Below are 26,955 nucleotides of genomic sequence, written 5' to 3'. Positions count from 1 at the left end.
TCGCGTTCGGTGGAGCGGTCGCGTTCGGTGGAGCGGTCGTCGTCACTCATGTGTCCCCAAGTTGTCACTAGCTCCCTAGCTCCCCGTACTCCGATAGGAACGCAGTCCCGCCCGCCAGGCCAGCCCCGCCAGCGCGCAGCAGGCCACCCCCACCAGCGGCGGTGCGAAGGCCAGCCACTGGGGCAGGTCGAGCGGGTAGGGGCGGTCCAGGACGTACAGCCCCGGCACCCAGTTGACGAAGGCGAGCGGCAGGACGAAGGTCACGCCGCGCAGCAGGTCCTTGGCGAAGAGGGCCGGCGGGTACTGCAGGAGGGTCGCGCCGCCGTAGGTGAAGGCGTTCTGCACCTCGGAGGCGTCCTGCGCGACGAACTGGAAAGCCGCGCCCCCGATGAACACCGCCGCGAAGATCAGCCCGCCGCTGCCCACCATCAGCGGGATCATCAGCACCTTGGCCGGTGTCCAGGCGATGTCGAGGTGGGTCAGGGCGTATCCGAGGACGAACAGCCCCTGGGTGATACGGCCGAGGCGACGCAGCGCGAACTTGTCCGCGGCGACCTGCGCGAGCACCGGCACGGGCCGCACGAGGAGCGTGTCCAGCGTGCCGTCGCGGACTCGGCGCCCGAGCCGGTCCATGGAGCCGATCATCAGGTCCGCGAGTCCGAAGGCGACGCCGGAGGTGCCGTACAGGAGGGCGATCTCGGGCAGGGAGAAACCGCCCAACTCGTCGACCTGGGAGAACATCAGCAGGATCGCGAGGAAGTCGAAGGAGGTCGCCGCGAAGTTCCCGAAGGTCGTCATGGCGAAGGAGGCGCGATAGGCCATCGTGGAGCGGATCCACATGGCGGCGATCATGCGGTAGGCCCGCAGACCGTCCCGTACACGGTTGTACGTGCCGTACTCGCCGAAGGGGTCCTCCGTCGTGACCCGCGCGGCCGGGCGCTCGCCGAGCTCAACCACCCTGGACCACCACCTTCCGTGTCGCCGCCGACTGGATCAGCCGCCCGACCGCCAGCAGCACCACCGCCCAGGCGAGCTGGAAGGCGAACGTGCCCAGCGGGTCGGCCTCGCCCAGCAGTACGTCCGCGGGGGCCTGGAGCAGCGCGGACCAGGGCAGGACGCGGGCGAGGTCGCCGAGCGCGCCCGGGAAGACGTTCAGCGGCAGCAGCATCCCGGAGAAGAAGACTCCGGTGAGCCAGGTGACCTGCATCGCTCCGGCGCCGTCCATCAGCCAGAACGCCCACAGCGCGACGATGTACCGGATCGCGAAGCTGACGAGGGCCCCGAGGGCGACGGCGACGAGACAGGCGAGCCAGGGGCCCGGCCCGGACGGCAGGGCCAGGTCGAAGAAGAGCGCGCCGCACACCATCGGCAACACACCCCTCCCCAGCAGCTGGAACAGGGCCCGGCCCATATCGGCGGCGAGCCACCACATCTGGAGGTCGACGGGCCGGTACAGGTCGACGGCGATGTCGCCCGTACGGATCCGCTCGATCAACTCCTCCTCGAATCCGACGCTCCCCAGCACCATCACCGCGAACATCGCCTGCCCGACCCACACATAGGTGAGCGCCTGCGCCTGGTCGTAGCCGCCCAGGTGGGGCTTCTCGTGCCAGAGGGCCAGGTAGGTGTATGCGAGGATGAAGCCGAAGACGGTGTTGGTGAACACCCCCGCCGCGGTGGCCACCCGATACGTCGCGTACCGCCTGAAACCACCGGCGGCGACGGAGGCGTACAACCGCCCTGTGCCCACGAGGAAACCCCCATCCGCTGCGAAGAGTCAGGCGAAAGGCCGAGACCGAGGCCGATTCGGGCCGAAGCGGAGAAGCCTAGTCCGCGGCCGGAACGGCCTGCCAGGTATTTTCCGGGGCGGACGGTGGCGCCCCCGGCGCGCGACGGTGGTGCTCATGGGGTGTGACGGGCACGTGCCGACATCCGGGAACGGATCGGCCGGTACGAGAGTCTTTACTCAAGGGTGCAGAACCGGCCCGGAGCGGGCGCAAAGCGTACGAGGCCGTACGGAAATGAACGTACGACGCGAAAACAGGAGCACGGCAGCACGATGAGCGACGAGCCGAAGCGGACCGGCCCGGGCTGGGCACCGAGAGAGCCGGAGCCCCGTGCTCCGGGCGGAACCCCGAAGCCCGGCGACAACGCCTCCGAGCCAAAGCCCGCCGGGCCCCCCGGCTCCACACCGGGCCCCAACTCCGCCCCCGACCGCGACGACCGCGGCTCCGGCTCCGGCTCCGGCTCCGGCTCCGGCTCCGGCTCCGGCTCCGGCTCCGGCGGAGAACGCGGTTCCGGCCCTGGCGGGAACTCCGGCTACCCCGTCGGCGGGGGCCCCGGCTCCGGCCGAGGCGGGAACTCCGGTTCCGGCACCGGTGGGAACTCCGGCTCTTCCGTCGGCGAGAACTCCGGCTCCGGCGGAGAACGCGGTTCCGGCCCCGGTGGGAACCCCGGAGCACAGCCCGGCTCGACGCCCGGCGGGAAACCGGGCTCCGCCCCCGGTGGGAACCCCCGTGGGAACTCCGGCCCCGCTCCAGGCGGGAACCCCGGCTCTTCCGCGGGCGAGAACTCCGCCTCCGGCCCTGGCCGGAAACCCGGCTCGCCCCTCGGCAGGGGCCCCGGCTCCGCCCCCGGTGGGAACCCCGGAGCACAGCCCGGCTCGACGCCCGGCAGGAAGCCGGGCTCCGCCCCCGGTGGGAACCCCCGTGGGAACTCCGGCCCCTCATCCGGCGGGAAGCCCGACGCGGCGCCTGGCGGCGCGCCCGGAGGGGCGCCTGGCTCGGCATCCGGGCGGACCCCCGGCTCAACTCCCGGCCGGACGCCTGGCGGCGCGTCCGGAAGGGCGGCCGGCTCGGCACCCGGGCGGGCCCCCGGCTCGTCGTCCGGTCGGTCGGACGACGTGGAGCACACGATGACGCTCGGCGTCACCCCCGCCGGTAAGCCCGGCTCGCCGCAAGGCGGAAGGCCCGGCTCGGCGCCCGGTGGGAAGCCCGGCGCGGCGGCCCCCATGGCGCCCGGCGCGGCGGCCGCTCGGGCGCGGGGCGCGGGGCCCACGCCCGACGCGGAGCACACCATGGCGCTCGGCGTCACCCGTGCCGCCGCCGTGCCCGACGTCACGCCCGACCCGGCGCCCGGCGGCAAGGCGAGGAAGCCCAAGAAGCGCAAGCGCACCGGCTTCAGGCGGCTGATCCCCACCTGGCGCTTCGTGCTCGGCACCTTCATGATCGGCGTCATGCTGGTCATCGGCGCCTTCGTGCTGGGCTACAACATGGTCCACATCCCGAAGCCGCAGGACGCCGCGACGAAGCAGTCCAACGTGTACCTGTACGCGGACGGCAGCCAGATCGCCCGCGACGGCGAGGTCAACCGCGAGAACGTCCCCCTGTCGAAGGTCTCCAAGGAGGCCCAGCACGCCGTACTCGCCGCCGAGGACCGGGACTTCTACACCGAGTCCGCCGTCGACCCCAAGGCGATGCTCCGCGCCGCCTGGAACACCGCGACCGGCAAGGGCAAGCAGTCCGGCTCGACCATCACCCAGCAGTACGTGAAGAACTACTACCTGGCCCAGGACCAGACCGTCACCCGCAAGGCGAAGGAGTTCTTCATCGCGATCAAGCTGGACCGCGAGGTGACCAAGGGCGAGATCCTTGAGGGCTACCTCAACACCAGTTTCTTCGGCCGCAACGCGTACGGCATCCAGGCCGCCGCCCAGGCGTACTACGGCGTCGACGCCGACGAACTCACCGCCGAACAGGGCGCCTACCTCGCCGCCCTGGTCAACGCACCGAGCATGTACGACATCGTCGCCCACCCCGAGAACAAGGCCGCGGCCGTCGCCCGCTGGAACTACGTCCTCGACGGCATGGTCAAGGAGGACTGGCTCAAGCAGTCCGAGCGGACCGGCATGAAGTTCCCGACGCCGAAGCAGACCACCACGTCCAGCGCCTTCTCCGGCCAGCGCGGCTATCTCGTCGAGGCCATCAAGTCGTACCTCATCACCAACAAGATCATCGATGAGGAGGCGCTGGAGAACGGCGGTGGCTACCGCATCACCACCACCATCCAGCCCAAGATGCAGAACGCCTTCATCAAGGCCGTCGACGACCAGCTGATGGACAAGCTCGACAAGAAGAACAACAAGGCCGACAACTACGTACGCGCCGGCGGAGCCTCCATCGACCCGAAGACCGGCAAGGTCATCGCGATGTACGGCGGTATCGACTACACCAAGCAGTACGTGAACAACGCGACCCGCCGCGACTACCAGGTCGGCTCCACCTTCAAGCCCTTCGTGTTCACCTCGGCCGTCGAGAACGCCTCCAACAACCAGAGCGGCCAGGCCATCACCCCGAACACGGTCTACGACGGCACCAACGAGCGCCCCGTGGTCGGCTGGAGCGGCGAGACGTACGCCCCCGAGAACGAGGACTACGTCAACTACGGCAACATCAGCGTCCGCCAGGCCACCGACAAGTCCGTGAACTCGGTGTACGCGCAGATGGCCGTCGACGTCGGCCCCGAGAAGGTCGAGAAGACCGCGATCGACCTCGGCCTGCCGAAGAACACCCCCGACATGAACCCGTACCCGTCCGTCGCACTGGGCACCGCCACCGCGAGCGTCCTCGACATGGCCGAGGCGTACGCCACGCTCGCCAACCACGGCAGGCACGGCACGTACACGATGATCGAGAAGATCAGCAAGGACGGCGCGGTGATCAAGCTCCCCTCCACGGAGTCCACGCAGGCCGTCAGCCGCAAGGCCGCCGACACCACCACCTCCGTCCTGCAGAGCGTCGTCGAGGGCGGCACCGCAACCGCCGCCCAGGCCTCCGGCCACCCGGCCGCCGGCAAGACCGGTACGGCCGAGGAGGACCAGGCCGCCTGGTTCGCCGGCTACACCCCCGACCTCGCCACCGTCGTCTCCGTCATGGGCCAGGACCCCAAGACGGGCGCCCACAAGTCGCTGTACGGCGCCCTGGGCCTGCCCCGCATCAACGGCGGCGGGGCGCCCACGGAGATCTGGGCGCAGTTCACCAAGACCGCTCTCAAGGGCAAGCAGGTCAAGGACTTCGACCTCGACCTCCAGGTCGGCGCCGACGTCGTCATCACCCCGCCCAGCACCCCCGCCGACGAGCCCGGCGCCACCGGCGAGGAGGAGACCGGCGGCGCCACGGGCGAGGAGGAGACCGGCGGCCGGACGGACGGCGGCACCGACGGCGGCACGACCGGCGGCACCCCCACGACCGACGGCGGCACGACCACCACCGGAGGCACCGCTACCGACGGCGGCACGACCACCACGGGCGGCACGACCACGGACGGAGGCACGGCCTCCACAGGCGGTACGACCACCGACGGAGGCACCACCTCCACAGGTGGCGGCACAACCACCGACGGAGGCACGACGGACGGCGGAACCACAGCCGGAAACGGAACGTCGGAGGGAACCATCCCATAGCTGCATGGCCGACGGACGCCGAAGGAACACCGAAAGGGGCTCGTGACCACGGTCACCAGCCCCTTTCGGCTACGAACCAGAGGCTCGGAAGCTCAAGTAGCCAGAGGCTCAGAGATACAGTCCCGTCGAGTCCTCGGACCCCTCGAACCGGTCCGCGGCCACCGCGTGCAGATCGCGCTCCCGCATCAGGACGTACGCGACACCGCGGACCTCGACCTCGGCACGGTCCTCCGGGTCGTAGAGGATGCGGTCGCCGGGCTCGACGGTGCGGACGTTCTGGCCCACCGCGACGACCTCGGCCCAGGCGAGACGCCGGCCGACGGCCGCCGTCGCGGGGATCAGGATGCCGCCGCCGGAACGCCGCTCGCCCTCGGCGGTGTCCTGCCGCACGAGCACACGGTCGTGCAGCATCCGGATGGGCAGTTTGTCGTGCTGGGTCTTCTCGCTCACGCCCCGAACCTACCTGTCTTCCCTACCTGTCCACGTCAGGCCCTACGACGCCGAGTGCCGAGGGCGAGGAGCCCCACGACACCGACCACCACGAGGGCGACGGGCACGATGCGCTCGACCCTGGGCGCCCCGTCCTCCGTGACGAACTGCCCCTTGACGTCGCTGACCACGCGATTGACCGAGACGTACGCCTTGCCGAGGGTGTGGTCGATGTTGGAGACCACCTTCGCCCTGGCGTCGCCCACGATGGTCTTCGGGTGCACACGGACGCCGATCTCGTCGAGCGTCTCGGCGAGGTTGTCGCGGCGGCTCTTGATGTCCGCCTCGATCTCGGCCGGGGTTCTGGTGTCCGAGGTCTCCGCCACCGCGCTGCCTCCGTTGTCGGTGAAATCTCTTCTTTGCGGACAGTCTGTCAGCTCCACCCGGCACCGCGGTGTCAGGGCCCGCCATTACGCTGGAACGATGAGCGAGCGACTGCAGCCCGGGGACGTGGCCCCCGCCTTCACCCTCCCGGACGCCGACGGCAACGAGGTGTCCCTGTCCGACCACAAGGGCCGCAAGGTCATCGTCTACTTCTACCCGGCCGCACTCACCCCCGGCTGCACCAAGCAGGCCTGCGACTTCACCGACAACCTGGAACTCCTCACGGGCGCCGGGTACGACGTCATCGGCATCTCCCCCGACAAGCCCGAGAAACTCGCCAAGTTCCGCGACAAGGAATCCCTGAAGGTCACCCTCCTCGGCGACCCCGGCAAAGCCGCCCTCGACGCCTACGGCGCCTTCGGCGAGAAGAAGAACTACGGCAAGACCTACATGGGCGTCATCCGCTCCACGATCGTCGTGGACGAGGAGGGCAAGGTCGAGCGGGCGCTGTACAACGTCCGCGCGACGGGCCACGTAGCGAAGATCATCAAGGACCTGGGCATCTGACCGTCCCGCGCCTTCAGCGGTCCGTACCGGAGCCATCCGGTACGGACCGTTCGCCGACAACACCCGACGCAGGGAAGGCAGAAGGCGGCGCACAACTCCCGGTACGATGGCAGGCGGCTAGCGGCGGTGGCGCAATGGCGACGCAGCAGACTTAGGATCTGTGGCCTATGATAGGGCTTGAGGGTTCGAATCCCTTCCGCCGCACATAAACGGCCTGCGAATCGAAGGACTCATTCGCAGGCCGTTCTTATGCTTACCTCAGCCGAGCAGTTCCCGCACCACCGGCACCAACGCCCGAAAAGCCTTCCCCCGGTGGCTGATCGCGTTCTTCTCCGCAGGGCTCAGCTCGGCGCAGGTCCGCGTGTCACCCTCCGGCTGGAGGATCGGGTCGTAGCCGAAGCCGCCGGTGCCGGTCGGGGTGTGGCGGAGTACGCCCCTCAGCTGACCTTCGACCACCCGCTCCGTCCCATCCGGCAACGCGAGAGCGGCCGCGCAGGCGAAGTGGGCGCCCCGGTGTTCGTCGGCGATGTCGGAGAGCTGGGCCAGCAGCAGGGCCAGGTTGGCCTTGTCGTCGCCGTGGTGGCCGGACCAGCGGGCGGAGAAGATGCCGGGGGCGCCGTTCAGGACGTCCACGCAGAGGCCCGAGTCGTCCGCGATGGCGGGGAGGCCCGTGGCCCGGGCCAGGGCGTGGGCCTTCAGCAGGGAGTTCTCGGCGAAGGTGACGCCGGTCTCCTTGACGTCGGGGATGTCGGGGTAGGCGTCCGCGCCGACGAGGTCGTGGGGCAGGCCCGCGTCGGCGAGGATGGCCTTGAGTTCGATGAGTTTGCCGGTGTTGCGGGTGGCGAGGATCAGGCGGGTCATGCCCCCAGTATCGCCAGCCGCACCGGGGGCCGACGGCCCGTTACGAGGTGCAGACCTTCGTCAGCTCGCCCGCCGCGTCCGTGATCCCGCTGATGTCGGGGGTCGCGTCGCCGTTCTCCACGGCGGTGCGGGTGTCGGTGACGGCCTTCTGGAGGCTGTCCACGGCCTTGTTGACGTCGGCGTTGTCGGTCTTGTCGCCGATCTCGTCGAGGTTCTTGTCGATGGAGTCGAGGGACTCCTCCAGCTGCGTCGGGTCGTCCGCCGCGTTCTCGACGGCCTGCTGGAGGTCGCCGACGCTGGTGGCGATGGCGTCGGCGGTCTGGACGCAGTCCAGGGCCTTGTTCACGGCGTCGCAGCCGGTGGTGAGCCCGGCCGTGAGAGCGACGGCTGCTACGGCTCCGGCTATGGCGGTCATACGGCGTCGGCGGCTCGCGGCCATGGAACGGTCCTCCTACTGGTTGCGGGCCTCGCGGCCCCCGCGTGCGCGGTATGGCCGGGCGCACGGTGGTGTGCCGTGCGCCCGTATGTGCAAGGACGCGGGCGGGGCCGCCGTGGTTGCCACCGGCGGGCACCGCTCTTGGTGCGTCCTTTACCTTTCGAGGACCGTATCAAGTGCCTTGCCCTGGAGGAGCGCCAGCTCCGTGCAGCCGGAAACGGCCAGGTCGAGCAGCGAGTTCAGCTCGTCGCGGGCGAACGGTTCGGCCTCGGCGGTGCCCTGGACCTCGACGAAGCGGCCGTCGCCGGTGCAGACGACGTTCATGTCGGTGTCGGCCTTGACGTCCTCCTCGTAGCGGAGGTCGAGGAGCGGGACTCCGTCGACGATGCCCACGGAGACCGCCGACACCGTGCCGGTCAGGGGCTGGCGGCCGGCCTTGATGAGCTTCCTGCCCTGGGCCCAGGCGACGGCGTCGGCGAGGGCGACGTACGCGCCCGTGATGGCCGCCGTACGCGTGCCGCCGTCGGCCTGGAGGACGTCGCAGTCCAGCACGATGGTGTTCTCGCCGAGCGCCTTGTAGTCGATGACCGCGCGCAGGGAGCGGCCGATGAGGCGGGAGATCTCGTGGGTACGGCCGCCGATCTTGCCGCGTACGGATTCGCGGTCGCCGCGGGTGTTGGTGGCGCGGGGGAGCATGGAGTACTCGGCGGTGACCCAGCCCTGGCCGCTGCCCTTGCGCCAGCGCGGGACGCCTTCGGTGACGGAGGCGGTGCAGAAGACCTTCGTGTCGCCGAAGGAGACGAGGACGGAGCCCTCGGCGTGCTTGCTCCAGCCGCGTTCGATGGTGACCGGGCGGAGCTGTTCGGGCGTACGGCCGTCGATTCGAGACATGGCGCTGAGCCTAGCGGCACATACGGAAGGGGCTCCTCCCCCGGCGGGGAGGAGCCCCGTCAGGAAGGAGCCCCTGCCGTGAGCGGGCTCGGCTCACATCATGTCTTCGATCTCCGCGGCGATGGGGTCGGCGTCCGTGCCGACGACGACCTGGATCGCGGTGCCCATCTTGACGACGCCGTGGGCGCCGGCGGCCTTGAGGGCGGCCTCGTCCACGAGGGAGGGGTCGTGGACCTCGGTGCGCAGGCGGGTGATGCAGCCCTCGACCTCTTCGATGTTGTCGAGGCCGCCGAGCCCGGCGACGATCTTCTCAGCCTTACTGGCCATGGCCACTCTCCCTGTCTTCCCCAGCGGAACCGTACGCGGGACAGCTTGCGGGACTGCCCGCGACTGGTCTACACCACCGGGCGGGCGGTCGCCAAATGAACCCGCACGGCGGGGCTCGGTGGCCGGAATCCGCCACGGGCGCCGAATTCCGGTTGCCTCGGTCTCCGGAGGGCGCGGTAGTCATAGGGGTTCCGCCGCACGCACCGTACGGCGGCGTCGTAGATGACGTGCGCCAACCCCCCTTCGATCACTCGGAAGTCGATGACCATGAACACGGACTCCACCGGTACCGGCCGGCGCACCGGCGGTGCGGAGTTGCCGCCGTCCTGCCGCGATCTGATCGGCGTCCTCGCCCAGTCCGACCGGCGCGACGCCTTCGCGGCCCTCGCGCTCGGCGCGAACTCCGTGGCGCAGGTGGCGGAGCGGGCGGGGCTGCGACCGGCCGCCGCCGCCGTCGCCCTGCGGAAGCTCGTCGACGGCCGGATCGCCGCGTACGACGCCGACACTCGCACCTACCGGCTGATCGACGACACGTTCCGACTGGCCGTCCAGGCGGAGGTCAGGATCTCCGGGCGGGGCGGCGGCGACGGGGCCGGGGCGTACTTCCGTAAGGGGCGGCTCACCTCGATGCCCGGCAAGGCGGAGGTCCGCAGCCGGGTGCTGACGGTCGTGGCCGACTCCTTCGAGCCCGGGGTCACGTACTCCGAGGCCAAGGTCAACGCGATCTGCGGCCAGTGGTTCGACGACTGGGTGACCCTGCGCCGGGCCCTCGTGGACGAGGAACTGCTGCGCCGCGACGAGTCAGGCACGCGGTACGCACGCACGTGACCGCCTGAGACGCCCGGCAGGCGGGTGGTGCTCCCCGGAAGCTCTTCGAACGCTCACCGGACGCTCACGGGTCCCCTCCGCGATCCGGCCGTAAGCCGTCCGGAGGCCGGGCAGAAATCGAGGGTTCCTGATCCCTTCCCCATCTGCTACAACAGGTCTACACCACTGAGTGGTGTAGACCACCACCCGATGGAGGAAGTCTATGAGCACCGCCACCGCGCCAACGGCGGCACCCGCGAAGAAGTGGGGATCCGGCCTCATGCAGGGCCTGCAGAAGGTCGGCCGCAGCCTGCAGCTCCCGATCGCCGTGCTGCCGGCGGCCGGCCTGATGGTCAGGCTCGGCCAGCCGGACGTCTTCGGGGCCGACGGCCTCGGCTGGGACAAGGTCGCCGCGGTCTTCGACAAGGCCGGCGGAGCGATCACCGGCAGCCTCCCGATGCTCTTCTGCATCGGTGTCGCCATCGGCTTCGCCAAGAAGTCCGACGGCTCGACCGCCCTCGCCGCGCTGGTGGGCTTCCTCGTCTACAGCAAGGTCCTCGAAGCCTTCCCGGTGACCGACGCCAAGATCACCGAGGGGGCGGACATAGCCGCCACCTACAACAATCCCGGCGTCCTCGGCGGCATCGTCATGGGTCTGCTCTCGGCGGTCCTGTGGCAGCGGTACCACCGCAAGCAGCTGGTGGACTGGCTCGGCTTCTTCAACGGCCGCCGGCTCGTGCCGATCATCATGGCCTTCGTCGGCGTGGCCGTCGGTGTCTTCTTCGGACTGGTCTGGGAGCCGATCGGTGAGGCCATCGGCAGCTTCGGCGAGTGGATGACCGGCCTCGGGTCCTTCGGCGCCGCGCTCTTCGGCGCGATCAACCGCGCGCTCATCCCGATCGGCATGCACCAGTTCGTGAACACGGTGGCGTGGTTCCAGATCGGCGACTTCAAGGACGCCGCCGGCGTGGTCGTCCACGGTGACTACAGCCGCTTCCTGGCGGGCGACCCGAGCGCCGGAATGTTCATGTCCGGCTTCTTCCCGATCATGATGTTCGGCCTGCCGGCCGCGGCCCTGGCCATCGCCCACACGGCCCGCCCCGAACGCCGCAAGGCCGTCACGGGCATGATGATCTCGCTCGCCCTGACGTCCTTCGTGACGGGCGTCACCGAGCCGATCGAGTTCTCCTTCATGTTCATCGCCCCGCTCCTCTACGTGATCCACGCCCTGCTGACCGCCCTGTCCATGGCCATCACCTGGGGCCTGGGAGTCCACGCCGGCTTCAACTTCTCCGCCGGCTTCATCGACTACGCCCTGAACTGGAACCTGGACACCAAGCCATGGCTGATCATCCCCATCGGCCTGGTCTTCGCCGCCGTCTACTACTTCCTCTTCCGCTTCGCCATCACCCGCTTCAACCTCCCCACCCCGGGCCGTGAGCCCGAGGAGGAGGTGGAGGACCTCACGAAGGCGTGAGTGAGCCGGTACGTACGAGTGGGCCCCGGGAGCTGTTCGGCTCCCGGGGCCCACTCACGTCTGAAAGTCGTCCGTACGGCTTGGATCTCGTACGTCTCAGATCTCGTACGTCTTCCTCGGCACCGCCAGCTCCACCGGCCCGTCGTACACCGCGCGGGCGTCGACAACGTTGACCTGGGGGTCCGTCCACGGCGGGATATGCGTGAGGACGAGACGGCGGGCACCGGCGCGGGCGGCCGTCTCACCGGCCTCGCGGCCGTTGAGGTGGAGGTCCGGGATGTTCTCCTTGCCATGGGTGAAGGCGGCCTCGCACAGGAACAGGTCGCTGTCGCGGGCCAGTTCGTCCAGGCTCTCGGTGACCCCCGTGTCCCCGGAGTACGTCAGCACCCGGCCGCCGTGCTCGATCCGGATGCCGTACGCCTCGACGGGGTGGGCGACCCGTTCGGTGTGGATGGTGAAGGGGCCGATGTCGAAGGTGCTCGGCTTGACCGTGTGGAAGTCGAAGACCTCGCTCATGGAGGAGGCGGACGGGGTGTCGGCGTAGGCGGTGGTCAGGCGCTGCTCGGTGCCCTCGGGTCCGTAGACCGGGATGGGGGCGCAGCGGCCGCCGTCGTGCCGGTAGTAGCGCGCGACGAAGTACGCGCACATGTCGATGCAGTGGTCGGCGTGCAGATGGCTGAGGAAGATCGCGTCGAGGTCGTAGAGACCGCAGTGGCGCTGCAGCTCGCCAAGGGCACCATTGCCCATGTCGAGAAGCAGCCGGAAGCCGTCGGCCTCTACGAGGTAGCTCGAACAGGCCGATTCCGCGGATGGGAACGACCCCGAGCAGCCGACGACGGTGAGCTTCATAAGAGCTGGAACCTCCGCGCTGGCGTGAAGTCGTGACTGTCGTGTCGGGGGGATTGCGCTTTGCAGTTAGCGGGGTTGCGAAAGACTGACAGCGGTGCAACCAGGTTTGTGCGGTCCGTTGAGCGTAAGGCGCGAAAGGGTGGGTCGCTCCTCCGCCAGGGGCCGTTGTGGGCGAACTCACCTGTGGTGTCACCGGTTCGGCTGGTGGTGGGGCCGATGGGGCGCACACGGGCCGAGGTGAGGTGGTGTTCTTGGGCGCGGGAGCTTGCGACAGGGCGGGCGCGGGGGTTTGTGCGCCGGTACCGTCGGGACTATGGACACGTCCTGGTGGTTGGCGCTCGCTGCGGTGGTGTTGCTGGCGTTGCTCGCGGCGCTCGTCGACGGGTGGGGGCGGTCGGGGCGGCCGGCCCGGCGTCCGGCCCGGCGCGCCCCTCTCGGGGATCTGCCCCGGCCCGCCGAGATCTGGTGGGCGAGTGTGCCGTTCGAGGACGGGCCCGGGGGGAAGGACCGGCCCTGTCTCGTGCTGGCGGTACGGGGGGATCGGGCCAAGGTCGCGAAGATCACGAGTCGGTACCGGGATGAGCGGGCGGGGGTGATCCCGCTGCCGCCGGGGGCCGTCGGGGATGCGCGGGGGCGGCCCAGTTTTCTGGAGACGGACGAGGTCCGCGACGTTCCGGTGTGGGACTTCCGTCGCAAGGCGGGGGTGGTCGACCCGATCCTGTGGGATCAGGTCCGCCACCTGTCGGGTTGACGGAACCTTTCTCGCCCCCGCCGCCCCTGCCCGTCCCATCCCCGGGGCTCCGCCCCGGACCCCGCTCCTCAAACGCCGGAGGGGCTGGATTTTCGCAGCCCGGGCCGGCATCTTCAACCCGTCCGGCGTTTGAGGACGAGGCCGTTCAGGCCGACAGCGGGGGTCTGGGGGCGCAGCCCCCCAGGTACGGGATGGGACAAGGAAAGTCCTACGCCCAGAGCTGCCCCTGCAACGTCTCGATGGCCTCCTCCGTGGTCGCGGCCGTGTAGACGCCCGTGGAGAGGTACTTCCAGCCGCCGTCGGCGACGACGAAGACGATGTCGGCGGACTCGCCGGCGGCGACCGCCTTCTTGCCGACCCCGATGGCCGCGTGGAGAGCGGCACCGGTGGAGACCCCGGCGAAGATCCCCTCCTGCTGGAGCAGCTCACGCGTACGGGTGACGGCGTCGGCTGAGCCGACGGAGAAGCGGGTGGTCAGGACGGACGCGTCGTAGAGCTCGGGCACGAACCCCTCGTCGAGGTTGCGCAGCCCGTACACCAGATCGTCGTAACGCGGCTCGGCGGCCACGATCTTGACGTCCGGCCTGTTCTCCCGGAGGAAGCGGCCGACACCCATGAGCGTGCCCGTCGTCCCCAGCCCCGCCACGAAGTGGGTGACGGAGGGAAGGTCCGCGAGGATCTCCGGCCCGGTCGTCGCGTAGTGGGCCCCCGCGTTGTCCGGGTTCCCGTACTGGTAGAGCATCACCCAGTCGGGGTGCTCGGCGGACAGCTCCTTCGCCACCCGCACCGCCGTGTTGGACCCACCGGCCGCGGGCGACGGAATGATCTCGGCGCCCCACATGCCGAGCAGGTCGCGCCGCTCCTGGGAGGTGTTCTCGGGCATGACGCAGACCATGCGGTAGCCCTTGAGCTTCGCCGCCATGGCCAGCGAGATGCCCGTGTTGCCGGAGGTGGGCTCCAGGATCGTGCAGCCCGGGGTCAGACGGCCGTCCTTCTCCGCCTGTTCGATCATGTGCAGGGCGGGCCGGTCCTTGACCGAACCCGTCGGATTGCGGTCCTCCAGCTTCGCCCAGATGCGGACGTCGGAGGACGGCGAGAGCCGCGGCAGGCGCACCAGAGGGGTGTTGCCCACCGCGGCAAGCGGGGAGTCGTAGCGCATGGACGATCAGGCCATGCCGCCGGCCACCGCCGGCAGGATGGTCACGTTGTCGCCGTCGGACAGCTTGGTGTTGATGCCGTCCAGGAAGCGGACGTCCTCGTCGTTGAGGTAGACGTTGACGAAGCGGCGCAGTTCACCGGCGTCCACGATGCGGGCGTGGATGCCCGTGTGGCGGCTTTCGAGGTCGGTGAACAGGTCGGCGAGGGTGGCACCTGCTCCCTGCACCGCCTTCTGACCGTCGGTGTACTGGCGGAGGATGGTCGGGATGCGGACCTCGATGGCCATGGTGTGCGGCTCCTGTCGGGAGTGGGGTCGGTGGCGCGCGGCAGCGCGAAGTGCGTGGTCACACGGGTGGTGGCGCCGCGGCTCACAGCCGTACGGCGGCAGGATCGGCGTCAACAGATGGCGCTGGAAAGCCTGCACAGGTCGACGTGCAGCCGCGCCACGAGCAGTACGCCCGGCGTCTTCTCGCTCACGTCCTCAAAAACCATGCGCACATCGTATCGATTCCCGGTCCGGGTCCCGGAATGTGATCCCACATGCCGGACGTATTCGGGCCGGGGAGTGAGACCGCCCGGTTGCAACAGCCCGGACGCACCGGCTTCGGCGACCCGCCCGCCCCCGCTCACGCCGACTCCCGCACCACCAACCGCGTGGGCGTGACCACCGAGGACAACGGCCCCGACACCCCCGTACCCATCGCTCCCGTACCCATCGCTCCGGAACCCATCGCCCCCGTCTCCGCCTCCTCCGTCCGGCTGAAGAGCAGCCGCGCCATCAGCCGGCCCATCCCCTCGATGTCCTGGTGGACGGTGGTCAGCCGCGGGTCCGTGTGCTCGGCGATCGGCGCGAGGTCGTCGAAGCCGACGACGGCCACGTCGTCCGGCACCCGGCGTCCGCGCTCGCGCAGCACCTGCAACGCCCCGGAGGCCATGAGGTCGGAGGCGACGAAGACGGCGTCCAGGCCGGGGCAGCGGTCGAGGAGCGCGCCCATCGCGTCGACGCCGCCCTGCCGGGTGTAGTCGGCCCGCTCGACGAGGTGGGGCGGGGCGTCGCCGAGGACGTCCCGGTAGCCGTCGAGCCGGTCCACGGCGGACGCCTCCTGGTCGTACGGCCCGGCGATGGTCGCGATGTGCTCCCGGCCGAGCCCGACCAGATGGCGGACGGCGGCGCGGGCACCGCCCCGGTTGTCGGCGTCGACGTACACGTGGTCGCGGGCGGTCTCGCCCCGGCGGACCAGTGGCCGGCCGCCGAAGACGGCGGGCAGGCCGAGCCGTTCGATCATGCCGGGCAGCGGGTCGTCGGCGCGCAGCGAGAAGAGGAGGGCGCCGTCGACGTGGCCGCCGCCCAGGAAGTCGCCGACGCGGGGGTACTCGTCCGGCTCCTCCAGGAAGAGGAGGACCGGCTGGGCTCCGTGGGCCACGAGTTCCTTGCGGATGCCCCGGAGGTGGATGTCGAAGAAGGGGTCGATGAAGAGACGGTTCTGCGGCTGGCTCGCCACGACGGCGATGGCGTTGTTGCGGCGGGTGACCAACTGCCGGGCGGCGGAGTTCGGCACGTAGCCCAGCTCGGCGACCACTTCCCGGACGCGCTCGACGACCTCCGCGCGCACCTTGCCCTCGCCGTTGATCACCCGCGACACGGTGGACTTCGACACCCCGGAGTCTCGGGCCACGTCCTCCAGGGTGGGGCGTCGGCCGTGCGGTCGTCGCGTCTGATGTGTCAACACCGTCTCCGTCGCGGGCAGTTGTGTGCGTGCGCGTGCGTACGGACACCACCGTAACCGCGAACTGGCGCCCATCGACGGGCCGGTGCGAGACCGTACGCCTGAGTACGTGTCAGTACGTGTCAGTACGCCTCCACGATCCGCACCTCCTCCTCCGTCACCTCGCCCTCGACGATCCGGAACGAGCGGAACTGGAACTCGCCGAGTCCGTCCGTGTCCGCGGTCGAGACGAGGACGTAGTGGGCGCCCGGCTCGTTGGCGTAGGAGATGTCGGTGCGGGAGGGGCGGGCCTCGGTGGCCGTGTGGGAGTGGTAGATGACCACCGGCTCCTCGTCGCGGTCGTCCATCTCGCGGTAGAGCTTGAGCAGGTCGCCCGAGTCGAACTCGTAGAACGTGGGCGACATGGCCGCGTTCAGCATCGGGATGAAGCGCTCGGGGCGGTCCGAACCCGCCGGGCCCGTGACGACGCCGCACGCCTCGTCGGGGTGGTCCTTGCGCGCGTGGGCGACGATTCTGTCGACGAGGGCCTGGGTGATGGTCAGCATGGTCGCCAGGATAAGCAGAAGGGCCGTTCCGTACCGGGGGGTGGTACGGAACGGCCCACATGCTGGGACTTTCGAGGTCAGCCGACCTTCTCGAAGTCCGTGTCGCGGCGCTCGGTGACCGCCGGGTTGCGGGACTTCAGCACGGCCCAGCCGACTCCGAGGGCCGCCGCCCAGCCGGCCATGACGTACAGACAGACGCGGGAGTCGGCGTCGTACGCGATGAGGCAGGTGACGAAGAGCAGGAAGACGATGGCGACCCAGCTGCACTTCGCGCCGCCGGGGGCGGGGAAGGACGAGGCGGGCAGGCGGCCGGCGTCGACGCCGCGGCGGTAGAGGACGTGGCTGATCAGGATCATCAGCCAGGTCCAGATGCCGGCCGCGGTGGCGACGGAGACGACGTAGCCGAAGGCCTTCTCCGGGACGACGTAATTCAGGATCACGCCGATGCCCATGAAGAGCATGGAGATCGTGATGCCGAACGCCGGGGTCTTCGTCGACGACAGCCTGCTGAAGACCTTCGGGGCCTCGCCGTTGTCGGCGAGGGTGCGGAGCATACGGCCGGTGGAGTACATGCCCGAGTTGCAGGAGGACAGGGCCGCCGTCAGCACCACGAAGTTGACGATGCCGGCGCCCGCCGGGATGCCGATCTTGGCGAACGCCTCGACGAAGGGGCTCACGCCGGGCGCGAACTCCGTCCACTTCACCACGCACAGGATGACGGTGAGGGCACCGACGTAGAAGAGCGCGATCCGCCAGGGCAGGGTGTTGATCGCCTTGGGGAGGGTCTTCTCCGGGTTCTCCGACTCGCCGGCCGTGACACCGACCAGCTCGACGGCGAGGTAGGCGAACATCACGCCCTGCAGGGTCATCAGGGACGAGCCGACGCCCTTGGGGAAGAAGCCGTCGAAGGCCCAGAGGTTGGAGACCGCGGCCGTGTCACCGGCGGAGCTGAAGCCGAAGGTGAGGACGCCGAGACCGATCACGATCATGCCGAGCAGGGCCGTGACCTTGACCATCGAGAACCAGAACTCGATCTCGCCGAACAGCTTCACCGAGATCAGGTTGGCGCCGAAGAGGACCAGCAGGAAGACCAGGGCGGTGACCCACCGCGGGATCTGGGGCCACCAGTAGTTGACGTAGATCGCGGCGGCCGTGAGTTCGGCCATGCCGGTGACGACCCACATCAGCCAGTACGTCCAGCCGGTGAAGTAGCCGAAGAACGGGCCGAGGAACTCGCGGGAGTACTCCGCGAAGGAGCCGGAGACCGGGCGGTAGAGCAGCAGCTCACCGAGGGCCCGCATGATGAAGAAGATGATGACGCCGGCGAGGGCGTACATGAAGATCAGGCTGGGGCCGGCCTTGGCGATGTTCGCCCCGGCTCCCAGGAAGAGGCCGACGCCGATGGCGCCGCCGATCGCGATCATCTGGACCTGTCGGCTGCCGAGCCCGCGTTCGTACCCCTCTTCGGGTGCGGGTGCGTCGCCGTTCGCGGCCTCGTCGCCGTTCTTGCTGACCTGAGCGGAGGTCATGTGTGGTGCGCCTTTCTCCACGCCGTGCCGATCCGGGCCGTGTCTCGACCCGGGACCGGATTCCGATCCCCCCGGATGTGATGGAGCTGAGCGGACTTCGCGAGCCGCTCGTGCCTGGCCGGCGGTCGCCGGCTCGGTGGCGCACCCGAGGGACAAGGGTGGTGTCCGTCGGGCGATCGTGAAGATCTATCACGGCCGTCACGCCGATCGGCCGACCACCCTGTGGCGCACAACACAGGAAGAAGCGGACAAAGAACATCGCCGTGGGCATCCCTCACCGCCGCGGTGACACGATCGTTATCCGGATCTGAGTGTCCTCTGAGCGAACACGGAGGGAACGGGGAGGGAACGTCGGCAGAACCTCGGAGCCGCGGAACCTCAGACCATCAGCGTCGCGACGAGCGACTCCTGAAGGCCGCCCAGCCAGAGGTAGGCCATGACCATCGGCTTGCGGGGGTCCTCGTCCGGGAGGCGGTAGAGGAGGTCGGTGTCCTCCTCGTCGATGACGTCGAGCCGGGAGCCGATGGCGAGGCGCAGGTCGTTGAGACAGCCGAGCCACCGCCGGGAGTCGTCCGCCGACAGCTTCAGCACGGCCCCGCCCTCACCGGCCGCCGCCAGGCCGTCCAGGGAGTGGATCACCGCGAGGGCGGTGTCACGCTTGCCGGCCCGCAGGTCGTTCTCGGTGAACCGGCGGAACTCCGAGGAGTGCGCCCGCTGCTCCTCGGCCGCCTTGGACGACGGCGGGCCCTCGGGATCGCTGTAGGCGTCCGGGAACAACCGGAGCAGTACGGGGTCCTTGGGCGGCTCGCTCGGCCCCTCGGCGAAGAGCTCGGCGAGCGGATCGTCGGGGGCGTCCTCGGCGGGGCCCGGGCCGATCAGCTCCAGGAGCTGCACCGCGAGGGAGCGGATGATGGAGATCTCGACCTCGTCGAGCGCGACGGCCGCGCCGCCGCCGGGGAGCGATTCGAATTGTCCTGGCATCAGGTAGGTCGCTACTTCCGGTCCTGCTGGAGGGTGGCCCACAGGCCGTAGCCGTGCATGGCCTGTACGTCGCGTTCCATCTCCTCGCGTGATCCGCTGGAGACGACCGCGCGGCCCTTGTGGTGGACGTCGAGCATCAGTTTGGTGGCCTTGTCCTTGGAGTACCCGAAGTACGCCTGGAAGACATAGGTCACATAGCTCATGAGGTTCACCGGGTCGTTGTGCACGATCGTCACCCACGGCACGTCGGGCTCGGGTACGGCGAAGACCTCCTCCGCCGATTCGGTCTTCTCGATCTCCATGGGTGCGGCTGCCGTCACACGGCCCATGCTGCCACCACAGGGGGGTGCCCGCACAAACGAGGTCCCGCCGGACCCGGAAATCGTCAGATTGACGAGATGGGAGTACGATCCCTTGCCATGAACACAGCGGACCTTGGTTTGCCGGTCGACGTCCCCTCGACCGCGCTCTTCACGGACCACTACGAACTCACGATGCTGCAGGCCGCGTTGAAGGCGGGTACGGCCGAGCGGCGTTCGGTGTTCGAGGTCTTCACACGGCGGCTGCCGGAGGGACGCCGGTACGGCGTGGTCGCCGGCACCGGACGGGTACTGGACGCGGTGGAGAACTTCCGCTTCGACCCGGCCGTCCTCGGCTTCCTGCGCGAGCGCTCCGTCGTCAACGCGGAGACCCTCGACTGGCTCGCCGGCTACCGCTTCAGCGGGGACGTGTGGGGTTACCAGGAGGGCGAGGTGTACTTCCCGGGCTCGCCGATCATGCGGGTCGAGGGCACCTTCGCGGAATGCGTGCTCCTGGAGACCGTGATCCTCTCCATCCTCAACCACGACTCGGCGATCGCGGCCGCCGCCTCCCGGATGTCGAGCGCCGCCGGGGAGCGCCCGCTGATCGAGATGGGCGCCCGGCGCACGCACGAGCTGGCCGCCGTGGCCGCCTCGCGCGCCGCGTACCTCGGCGGCTTCACCTCCACCTCGGACCTGGCGGCGGGCTTCCGGTACGGCATCCCGACGGTCGGCACCAGCGCCCACGCCTTCACCCTCCTGCACGACCGGGAGCGGGACGCCTTCCAGGCCCAGGTGGACTCGCTGGGCCGCAACACCACGCTGCTCGTCGACACGTACGACGTCACCGAGGCCGTGCGGACGGCCGTGGAGATCGCCGGGCCCGAGCTGGGTGCGGTCCGTATCGACTCCGGGGACCTGCTCCTCGTCGCCCACCGGGTGCGGCAGCAGCTGGACGAGCTGGGCGCGACCGACACCCGGATCATCGTGACCTCGGACCTCGACGAGTACGCCATCGCCTCGCTGGCGGCGGCCCCGGTGGACGCGTACGGCGTCGGAACGCAGCTGGTGACCGGGTCCGGCCACCCCACCTGCTCGATGGTCTACAAACTCGTCGCCCGGGCGGAGTCCGCGGACCCCACGGACCCGCTCCTGCCGGTGGCCAAGAAGTCCAGCGGCGGCAAGACGTCCATCGGGGGCCGCAAGTGGGCGGCCCGGCGGCTGGACGAGCAGGGCGTCGCGGAGGCCGAGGTGGTCGGCACCGGGCCCGTCCCCGACGACCTCCAGGACCGCCAGCTCCTCGTCCACCTGATCGAGAACGGCCGCGTCCTCGCCCGCGAGTCCCTGGACGTCGTACGCGCCCGGCACGTGAGCGCACGGGCGAACCTGCCGCTGTCGGCGACGCAGCTGTCGCGGGGCGAGGCGGTCATTCCGACGGAGTACGTCTAGTCCAGGCGGTTCGCCGGGGCCCGAAGCTCACGCCCGGCCGCCTACGCCCGGTCGCTCACGCCCGGCCGCCTACGCCCGGTCGGCCTCGTGCGGGATGCCGGGCGGGGGCGGCGGGGGCACTCTGGTAGGGGCCGGGCCGCGCCCTGTGCGGGCCTGGTGTGTGCGCCCTGCGTGTGCCCTGCCGTGAGCCGCGCAGCGCCCGCGCATCCGGCCCGTGCTCCGGTCCGCGCACCGGGCGAGCGCCGGATGCCCCCTCCCGAACAGCTCTCGAAGTCTCTAGGCTCGGAAGTTCGTAGTTTCGAAGTTCAGCGTTTCGCAATTCACCTGATCGGCCGACCCGGCCTCATCCCTACCTCATCCCTACCTCATCCCTACCTCATTCCGATCTCATCCCGACCAAGAGTCGAAGGACACCGACACCATGCGCCGCGCCTTGATCGTCGTTGACGTGCAGAACGACTTCTGCGAGGGGGGCAGCCTCGCGGTGGCCGGCGGTGCCGATGTGGCCGCCGCCATCACCGATCTGATCGGCCAGGCGGCCGGCCCCGGCTACCAGCACGTGGTGGCCACCCGCGACCACCACATCGCACCCGGCGGCCACTTCTCCGACAATCCCGACTACGTCCACTCCTGGCCCGCCCACTGTGTCGCGGGCACGGAAGGGGTCGGCTTCCACCCCAACTTCGCCCCCGCGGTCGCCTCCGGCGCGGTCGACGCCGTCTTCGACAAGGGGGCGTACGCCGCCGCGTACAGCGGCTTCGAGGGCGCCGACGAGAACGGCGTCACCCTCGCCGACTGGCTCCGCGCCCGCGAGATCACCGAACTCGACGTCGTGGGCCTCGCCACCGACCACTGCGTACGCGCCACCGCCCTCGACGCCGCACGAGAGGGCTTCCGCACCCAGGTCCTCCTCGACCTGACCGCGGGCGTCGCCGAGGAAACAACGGAACGAGCCCTGGAGGAACTCCGCGAGGCGGGCGTGGAGCTGTCGGGCAAGCCGGTGGTGTAGCCCCCGCACCCCCCGCCCCAGCCGCGGGCAGTCGTGCCGCTGAGGCGGCACGACTGGGCGCGGCGGCACCCGGCGAGCGCCGGGGAGCGAGCCCCCGCTCGGGGCGGCCGGCCGTCAGGGGAGACCCCGCCCAAGATGGGCCTGGGCCGCCGATGAACCGGGCGGCCACAGCCGCCCCAGCCGCAGGCAGTCGTCCCGCTGAGGCGGCACCGCTGGGCGCGGCGGCGCCGCGCGAACGCCGGTGAGTGAGAGCTCGGTCGGGGTCAGGCCCGGGCGGCCGACCCGGTGTGGGTCACACCCGTACCGTCGGTCGTCGGAGCAGCGCTCGGATCGGGTGCCACAGTTCGGGGGTCGTCGAGGCGGGGCAGACTGGTGAGGTGCGCCATATGAGGCCGTCCGGGTGGTGGAGGACGGCGGTGATCTCGTCCGGCGTCGGGGGCGCCGCGTTGCCGCGGAGGTAGATCGCGCGCATGCCCAGGTTGCGGAGCCGGGTGAGGGCACGGGCGCGGTTCGCGGCGAGGACGAGGACCCGTACGGAACCGTCACCGGTCACGGCCGGCCCTCCGGCCACAGCGGCACTGGACGCCGCCCCGGACAGCGCCCAGGCTCCGACGCCGGCCCCGGCCGCGACCGCGCTCCACGCCCCGGGCAGCGCACTCCTCGCCCCCTGAGCCGTGCCACCGGGCAGGTTCAGCGCGACGACGACATTGCCGTCCGGCAGTTTGCAGAAGCCTCCTGCGGCCATGCAGGTCACACCCCCGTGCGCATCAGTGTCAATAAGGAAGTCACACCACGCACCTAAACACGTCCGGCCGCGACCCGCCAAGGGGGTCGCGGCCGGACATGCTCTGACCTGCGGAAATGCTGCTTACTTCACTGCGGGGCCCACCTGGACCGAGATCGTGGAGCCGTCCTTGGCCTCCTTGACGATCTTGATCTTGGTGTTGGTGTCAGTGATCTTGACACCGGCGAGCGGGGCCGCCGCGTCGTAGTACGTGTTGGTGCGGTCGTTGAACGTCGACACACCCTTCGACGACGGGATCTTCGTCAGGACGTCCGCCTTGTGCAGCTTGAGACCGTCCGTGCGGTACAGGCTGAACGGCGAGTCGTAGGACTGCATCCGGCTGCGCATCACCGTGCCGTCGGCCCACTTCAGCGCCGCCGGGTGCGAGTCGACCGGAAGGACAAGACCCGTGCCCGGGTGGACACTGGTGTTGTTGTCCGCCTGCGAGGTGTCCCACTTCCAGATCAACAGACCGTTCTGGTAGGCGAAGTGCTCCACCCAGGCCGGACGCGTGGTCGAGAAGCCGAAGTTGTACGGGCCGACCTGCAGGGTCTTGTCGTACGACACGTACTGACGGTTCTCGGCGATGTAGTACTGGGCGTAGTCGTCCGTGATCCCCGCGCCGATGCGGGAGAAGCCCTTCGCGGTCCAGGCCGCGTCCGCGCTCTCCGCGTCGTCCGAGAAGAGGACCGCGCCGTCGGCGGTCACCGCGATCGAGTCGGCCGCGAAGCCCTTGGGGGCCACACCGCCGTCCGTCGAGTAGCGGAACCGGAGGCCGAACTTCTGGCCCGCGTAGGCGTCCAGGGCGTACGACAGCTTCTTGTGGTCGACGGAGGAACCGGTCAGCGCGGGCTTGCCGCTGGCGTCGCGCGGGATCGCCGCGCCGTCCACCGTGCCGTCGACCGGCGTCCAGTTGGCGCCGCCGTCGGTCGACACCTCGGTGTAGAGGTAGTCGTACTCGGCCTCGATGTCGTACCAGCCGTCGAGGGTGAGCGCGGCCGAGGACTTGCCCGTGAGGTCCACGGAACGGGTCAGCGTGTTGGAGAGGTTGTCACCGCTGCCGCTCCACCACTGGTTGGCACCCTGCGCCGGCGCGACGATCTCGGTGGTGACCGTCTTCTTCGGCAGCTCGACCACGAGGGCCTGCTTGTCCTTGGTGTTGTACTCCGCGACACCCAGCTTGTGCTTCGACTTCGTCGCGGCCTTCGCCGTGTCGTAGTCCAGCCAGCCGAGCTGCAGCTTGTCCCAGGCGGTCATGTCGCCGGGCAGGTCGCCGATGGCGTCCTTGCCGGTGCCGAGCCAGGAACCGGAGGACATCAGGGTCCAGAAGCCGGTGGAGTTGTCGCCACCCCGGGTGTCGTAGTGGTCCGGCAGACCGAGGTCGTGGCCGTACTCGTGGGCGAAGACACCGAGGCCGCCGTTCTCCGGCTGGATGGTGTAGTCGCCGACCCAGATACCGGTGTCGCCGATCTTCGCGCCGCCGAGCTTGTTGCTGTCGGGGCCCGTCGAGCCCGCGTCGGAGCCGAACGCGTACCAGCGGTGGGCCCAGATGGCGTCCTCGCCCTGTACACCGCCGCCCGCGGACTCGTCCTCACCGGCGTGCACGATCTGGAAGTGGTCGATGTAGCCGTCGGACTCGTTGAAGTCGCCGTCGCCGTCGAAGTCGTAACGGTCCCACTGGTCGAACTCGGCCACGTCCGCCTTGATCTCGGCGTCGGTGCGCCCCGCTGCCTTCTGCTGGGCGACCCAGGACGTCACACCGTCGCTGACCACGTTCCACACGCTGGAGCAGGTGGACTGGCCGCAGGCGTTGTTGCCGTAGCGGGCCTCGTTGTAGGGGACCTTGACCCAGTCGGCGATTTCGCCCTCGATCGAGTAGCGGCCCGAGGACTGCTTCTCGTAGTACTTCTTCATCGACTCGGTGTTCTTGCCGGTGCCGAAGTACAGGTCCTGGAAGTGCTGCTGGTCGTAGTCCGCCTGCCAGGCCGTCGAGTTGTCCTGGCTGCGGTCCGGCTCGGCTATCTCGTTGTGCGCCGGGCCGACGGTGCCGCCGTAGCGGCTGTCGATCTGGTCGCCGAACTCGACCAGGATCGTGAAGATCCTGTCGGTCTTCTCGCGGCCGAGCTCGACGTACTTGCTCTTGCCCTTCTTGCTCTTCAGCCGCACGACCTGCGAGCCGTCACGGTCCTTGACCGTGGCGTCGCCGGATAAGACCTGCTGCAGGGCCTCCTCGCGCTGGGCCTCCTGAGTTTTGCTCAGGGGGCCGTCGAGGTCATGGTCGGCGTGCTCGTGGTCCGCCGGGTCATGCCGGTCCACGGACGCCGTCGACGTGCCTTCGGCGGCCTGCGCCACCGTGAGGGTCGAGATCGTCGCGGCGGCCGTGGCGAGTGCGACGCCGATCGCGGCAGCTCTGAACGTCCAGGGTCTACTGGTCACTTGAGGTCCTCCCCCCGCGCCCGTTCGCGCGGACGGGGGTGGCCCTGTGTGGAGGATGTCCGCGCGCGGTATACGCGTGTAGTCAAGTGACGCCATTCGACCGGAGGTTCGAGATAAAAGACAGATCTTGACTTGTACAGGTCAAGTGCGCTATCGGCGTCCACAGGAAGCGCTTGTTCGTTTTACGGGCGTTACATGTATCGCCCACCCGTCACTCGACCACCGCCGGTCGGCACTCGACCGGCGCGCATATGCGTCCGCCTGATGGACCCCATGACCCCGTGCGCCCCCCATGCTCCCGGCACCGTGTGTCAGGTCACGCTTACCCGTCGTTCCACTCGGGCACCCTGGCGAATAGAGTCGATTGGCGGAGCGCCGGAAGTCGGCGGAAGCCAAGCCGACAGCACGGCTTCACCTTTCATTCGTATCCGTAACCCTCCCCTCATCGTGAGAGGCACGGGGAGACCCACCCGAGGACACGATTGCCATGCCTCGTCCGACGACCGCACAGCTCGCCTACGGCTCCTGCACCGTGATCTTGTCCACCCTCGCCATGCTGCTGCTGTCACAGACGAGTTCCGGCGTGGGCATCGCGGTGATCGCCCTTTCCGCCCTCGCCCTCGGCCTGCTCGTCGCACTGACCGTGCCGCTGCCGAAGCCCGCCCGGAAGCCCGCACCGGGCGCCACCGCCGCGCGTCGCGCCAGGACCTCCGCGTCCTTCGCGGCCCCGGCCTCTGCCTCTGCCTCTGCATCGGCATCGGCATCGGCATCGGTCGCCGTGGAATCCGAAGCGGTACGGAAGCCGGTGCGCGAACACACGGGCTCGTGAACGGCACGGGCTCGTGAACGGCACGGGCTCGTGAACGGCACGGGCTCGTGAACGGCACCGGGTGACAGACCGCTGAAAGGTTACGGCGGGCCCGCGACCACGGACCCGCCGTCTTTCGCTCGACCCCCGCGACGCCTCGCTCGAGCCCCGACGCCTCAACCGGTGCTGACCACCACCGTCTTGGCCGCCTTGTCGTGCAGCCCCTGCTTGTAGGGCTTGTCGAAGAAGCTCCAGCCGCCCGCGATCGCGGTCCAGATGCAGGCGCAGCAGAAGGCGAAGGGGATCCACAGCACGGCCGCGCGGGTCAGCGCGGTCTGTGTGGAGGGCGTGGAGCCGTCGTCGAGGTTCGCCACCCGCAGTCTCATCAGCCGCTTGCCGAGGGTCTGGCCGCTCTTGACCGTGAAGTACGTGTCGTACGCGATGTAGAGGATCGCGGCGAGCGCCTCCTGTGCCAGGGACTTGCCGAACTCGAAGTCCCCCGAGTCCACCGTGTACTGGCTGACCCTGAACGCCCATGCCAGCAGCCCCACCACGATCCCCACCAGGATCATGTCGATGATGCGCGCCAGCACCCGCTTCCCGCTGTCCGCGAGCGGCGGCATCCCGACGAGCGGGTCGTTGGGGTGCTGCCCGCCGCCGTAGGGATCACCGCCGTAGGGACCGCCACCACCGTAGGGACCCCCACCGTAGGGCGGCGGCTGGCTCCCGTCCGGCGGCCGGTTCCCGTGCGGCGGTTCCTGGGGCGGCGGATCGTACGGGGAGCCGCCGCCCTGCTGCGGCGGGGGTTGCTGCTTCTTGAACGGGTCGTCGTCCGGGGACGGACCGGAGCCGAAGGGCGGCGGTTCGGTACTCATGGCCCGAGTCGACCGCGAACCGTCCGGCTCCGCATCCGGCACGGGGCCGTCCGGGGTACGAGGTTTCCGTACACGCCCCCGTCCGGCCCGTGCGACGCCAATGCGACGCCCGTGC

At 69.7% G+C, this 26,955-nt stretch carries 28 protein-coding genes and 1 tRNA gene; 9 read left to right on the top strand and 20 right to left on the bottom strand.

Annotation, left to right across the window (positions count from 1 at the left end):
* Positions 1 to 75: 75 nt before the first annotated feature.
* Both I8N67_RS16225 and I8N67_RS16220 read right to left on the bottom strand, forming a co-directional pair.
* Positions 76 to 957, bottom strand: coding sequence for an ABC transporter permease (locus tag I8N67_RS16225; protein ID WP_200303805.1), 882 nt, complete (start codon positions 955 to 957; stop codon positions 76 to 78).
* Positions 950 to 1,750 carry an ABC transporter permease gene (locus tag I8N67_RS16220; RefSeq protein ID WP_200303804.1) on the bottom strand — a complete coding sequence of 267 codons (801 nt, stop codon included), beginning with the start codon at positions 1,748 to 1,750 and terminating at the stop codon, positions 950 to 952. Before I8N67_RS16220 ends, I8N67_RS16225 begins: the two co-directional genes overlap by 8 nt.
* A gap of 1,326 nt (positions 1,751 to 3,076) precedes the next feature.
* Between I8N67_RS16220 and I8N67_RS16215 the strand changes: the two genes are divergently transcribed.
* A complete protein-coding gene (locus I8N67_RS16215) occupies positions 3,077 to 5,461 on the top strand; it encodes a transglycosylase domain-containing protein (protein ID WP_200303815.1) in 2,385 nt (794 codons plus the stop codon).
* Between the two features lie 108 nt (positions 5,462 to 5,569).
* Here the strand turns inward: I8N67_RS16215 and I8N67_RS16210 are convergent, their stop codons facing one another.
* Together I8N67_RS16210 and I8N67_RS16205 are read right to left on the bottom strand one after the other, a co-directional pair.
* Positions 5,570 to 5,911, bottom strand: coding sequence for a GroES family chaperonin (locus tag I8N67_RS16210; protein ID WP_200303803.1), 342 nt, complete (start codon positions 5,909 to 5,911; stop codon positions 5,570 to 5,572).
* 35 nt (positions 5,912 to 5,946) lie between these two features.
* Positions 5,947 to 6,276 (bottom strand): DUF3618 domain-containing protein, encoded by a 330-nt coding sequence (locus I8N67_RS16205; protein ID WP_200303802.1) that lies wholly within the window; start codon positions 6,274 to 6,276, stop codon positions 5,947 to 5,949.
* A gap of 97 nt (positions 6,277 to 6,373) precedes the next feature.
* Here I8N67_RS16205 and bcp point away from each other — a divergent pair, with 97 nt between their 5' ends.
* Complete coding sequence (bcp, locus tag I8N67_RS16200) at positions 6,374 to 6,841, top strand: thioredoxin-dependent thiol peroxidase (protein ID WP_200303801.1); 468 nt, start codon at positions 6,374 to 6,376, stop codon at positions 6,839 to 6,841.
* A gap of 120 nt (positions 6,842 to 6,961) precedes the next feature.
* Positions 6,962 to 7,045: transfer RNA gene (locus I8N67_RS16195), tRNA-Leu, on the top strand.
* Between the two features lie 54 nt (positions 7,046 to 7,099).
* Here I8N67_RS16195 and rdgB read toward each other — a convergent pair.
* The 4 genes from rdgB to I8N67_RS16175 form a co-directional block, all read right to left on the bottom strand.
* Entirely contained in the window at positions 7,100 to 7,702 is a 603-nt protein-coding gene (gene rdgB, locus I8N67_RS16190) for an RdgB/HAM1 family non-canonical purine NTP pyrophosphatase (protein WP_200303800.1), read from the bottom strand.
* Positions 7,703 to 7,742: 40 nt separating this feature from the next.
* Positions 7,743 to 8,141 (bottom strand): hypothetical protein, encoded by a 399-nt coding sequence (locus I8N67_RS16185; RefSeq protein ID WP_200303799.1) that lies wholly within the window; start codon positions 8,139 to 8,141, stop codon positions 7,743 to 7,745.
* Between the two features lie 150 nt (positions 8,142 to 8,291).
* Positions 8,292 to 9,029, bottom strand: a complete 738-nt coding sequence (rph, locus tag I8N67_RS16180; protein ID WP_200303798.1) for a ribonuclease PH — start codon at positions 9,027 to 9,029, stop codon at positions 8,292 to 8,294.
* Between the two features lie 93 nt (positions 9,030 to 9,122).
* Positions 9,123 to 9,362: a PTS sugar transporter subunit IIB gene (locus I8N67_RS16175; protein WP_307835254.1), complete on the bottom strand. Its 240-nt coding sequence runs from the start codon at positions 9,360 to 9,362 to the stop codon at positions 9,123 to 9,125.
* Between the two features lie 255 nt (positions 9,363 to 9,617).
* Here I8N67_RS16175 and I8N67_RS16170 point away from each other — a divergent pair, with 255 nt between their 5' ends.
* On the top strand, positions 9,618 to 10,184 hold the full coding sequence (locus I8N67_RS16170; protein WP_234045775.1) for a DUF2087 domain-containing protein: 567 nt from the start codon (positions 9,618 to 9,620) through the stop codon (positions 10,182 to 10,184).
* A gap of 202 nt (positions 10,185 to 10,386) precedes the next feature.
* A complete protein-coding gene (locus I8N67_RS16165; RefSeq protein ID WP_200303796.1) occupies positions 10,387 to 11,640 on the top strand; it encodes a PTS transporter subunit EIIC in 1,254 nt (417 codons plus the stop codon).
* Between the two features lie 96 nt (positions 11,641 to 11,736).
* Here the strand turns inward: I8N67_RS16165 and I8N67_RS16160 are convergent, their stop codons facing one another.
* Entirely contained in the window at positions 11,737 to 12,489 is a 753-nt protein-coding gene (locus I8N67_RS16160) for an MBL fold metallo-hydrolase (protein WP_200303795.1), read from the bottom strand.
* Between the two features lie 313 nt (positions 12,490 to 12,802).
* On the opposite strand from I8N67_RS16160, the gene I8N67_RS16155 reads away from it, so the two are divergent.
* Entirely contained in the window at positions 12,803 to 13,240 is a 438-nt protein-coding gene (locus tag I8N67_RS16155; protein WP_200303794.1) for a type II toxin-antitoxin system PemK/MazF family toxin, read from the top strand.
* 208 nt (positions 13,241 to 13,448) lie between these two features.
* Here I8N67_RS16155 and I8N67_RS16150 read toward each other — a convergent pair whose 3' ends face one another.
* The 8 genes from I8N67_RS16150 to clpS form a co-directional block, all read right to left on the bottom strand.
* A complete protein-coding gene (locus tag I8N67_RS16150; RefSeq protein WP_200303793.1) occupies positions 13,449 to 14,399 on the bottom strand; it encodes a PLP-dependent cysteine synthase family protein in 951 nt (316 codons plus the stop codon).
* 6 nt (positions 14,400 to 14,405) lie between these two features.
* Positions 14,406 to 14,684, bottom strand: a complete 279-nt coding sequence (locus tag I8N67_RS16145; RefSeq protein WP_200303792.1) for a MoaD/ThiS family protein — start codon at positions 14,682 to 14,684, stop codon at positions 14,406 to 14,408.
* A 110-nt stretch (positions 14,685 to 14,794) separates the two neighbouring features.
* A complete protein-coding gene (locus tag I8N67_RS44605; RefSeq protein WP_372443716.1) occupies positions 14,795 to 14,890 on the bottom strand; it encodes a putative leader peptide in 96 nt (31 codons plus the stop codon).
* A gap of 134 nt (positions 14,891 to 15,024) precedes the next feature.
* Positions 15,025 to 16,125 (bottom strand): LacI family DNA-binding transcriptional regulator, encoded by a 1,101-nt coding sequence (locus I8N67_RS16140; RefSeq protein ID WP_234045774.1) that lies wholly within the window; start codon positions 16,123 to 16,125, stop codon positions 15,025 to 15,027.
* 122 nt (positions 16,126 to 16,247) lie between these two features.
* Positions 16,248 to 16,670, bottom strand: a complete 423-nt coding sequence (locus tag I8N67_RS16135) for a M67 family metallopeptidase (protein ID WP_200303790.1) — start codon at positions 16,668 to 16,670, stop codon at positions 16,248 to 16,250.
* A gap of 77 nt (positions 16,671 to 16,747) precedes the next feature.
* Positions 16,748 to 18,199 carry an amino acid permease gene (locus I8N67_RS16130; RefSeq protein ID WP_200303789.1) on the bottom strand — a complete coding sequence of 484 codons (1,452 nt, stop codon included), beginning with the start codon at positions 18,197 to 18,199 and terminating at the stop codon, positions 16,748 to 16,750.
* Positions 18,200 to 18,577: 378 nt separating this feature from the next.
* Positions 18,578 to 19,180 (bottom strand): DUF2017 domain-containing protein, encoded by a 603-nt coding sequence (locus I8N67_RS16125; protein WP_200303788.1) that lies wholly within the window; start codon positions 19,178 to 19,180, stop codon positions 18,578 to 18,580.
* 11 nt (positions 19,181 to 19,191) lie between these two features.
* Positions 19,192 to 19,509, bottom strand: a complete 318-nt coding sequence (gene clpS / locus I8N67_RS16120; protein WP_200303787.1) for an ATP-dependent Clp protease adapter ClpS — start codon at positions 19,507 to 19,509, stop codon at positions 19,192 to 19,194.
* 90 nt (positions 19,510 to 19,599) lie between these two features.
* Here clpS and I8N67_RS16115 point away from each other — a divergent pair, with 90 nt between their 5' ends.
* Both I8N67_RS16115 and I8N67_RS16110 read left to right on the top strand, forming a co-directional pair.
* Entirely contained in the window at positions 19,600 to 20,928 is a 1,329-nt protein-coding gene (locus tag I8N67_RS16115; RefSeq protein WP_200303786.1) for a nicotinate phosphoribosyltransferase, read from the top strand.
* 421 nt (positions 20,929 to 21,349) lie between these two features.
* Positions 21,350 to 21,937, top strand: a complete 588-nt coding sequence (locus tag I8N67_RS16110) for an isochorismatase family protein (RefSeq protein WP_200303785.1) — start codon at positions 21,350 to 21,352, stop codon at positions 21,935 to 21,937.
* A 292-nt stretch (positions 21,938 to 22,229) separates the two neighbouring features.
* Here I8N67_RS16110 and I8N67_RS16105 read toward each other — a convergent pair whose 3' ends face one another.
* Positions 22,230 to 22,535: a hypothetical protein gene (locus I8N67_RS16105; RefSeq protein WP_372443718.1), complete on the bottom strand. Its 306-nt coding sequence runs from the start codon at positions 22,533 to 22,535 to the stop codon at positions 22,230 to 22,232.
* A 270-nt stretch (positions 22,536 to 22,805) separates the two neighbouring features.
* Positions 22,806 to 25,157: an immune inhibitor A domain-containing protein gene (locus I8N67_RS16100; RefSeq protein ID WP_200303783.1), complete on the bottom strand. Its 2,352-nt coding sequence runs from the start codon at positions 25,155 to 25,157 to the stop codon at positions 22,806 to 22,808.
* 487 nt (positions 25,158 to 25,644) lie between these two features.
* Between I8N67_RS16100 and I8N67_RS16095 the strand changes: the two genes are divergently transcribed.
* Positions 25,645 to 25,986, top strand: coding sequence for a hypothetical protein (locus I8N67_RS16095; RefSeq protein WP_200303782.1), 342 nt, complete (start codon positions 25,645 to 25,647; stop codon positions 25,984 to 25,986).
* A 155-nt stretch (positions 25,987 to 26,141) separates the two neighbouring features.
* On the opposite strand, the gene I8N67_RS16090 is transcribed toward I8N67_RS16095, so the two are convergent.
* Positions 26,142 to 26,840 (bottom strand): RDD family protein, encoded by a 699-nt coding sequence (locus I8N67_RS16090; RefSeq protein ID WP_200303781.1) that lies wholly within the window; start codon positions 26,838 to 26,840, stop codon positions 26,142 to 26,144.
* Between the last annotated feature and the right edge of the window lie 115 nt (positions 26,841 to 26,955).

The organism is Streptomyces adelaidensis, from assembly GCF_016598475.1.
Lineage (GTDB): Bacteria > Actinomycetota > Actinomycetes > Streptomycetales > Streptomycetaceae > Streptomyces > Streptomyces adelaidensis.
Note: the sequence above shows the minus strand (reverse complement) of the source record. Positions and strands in the feature narration are given on the sequence as shown.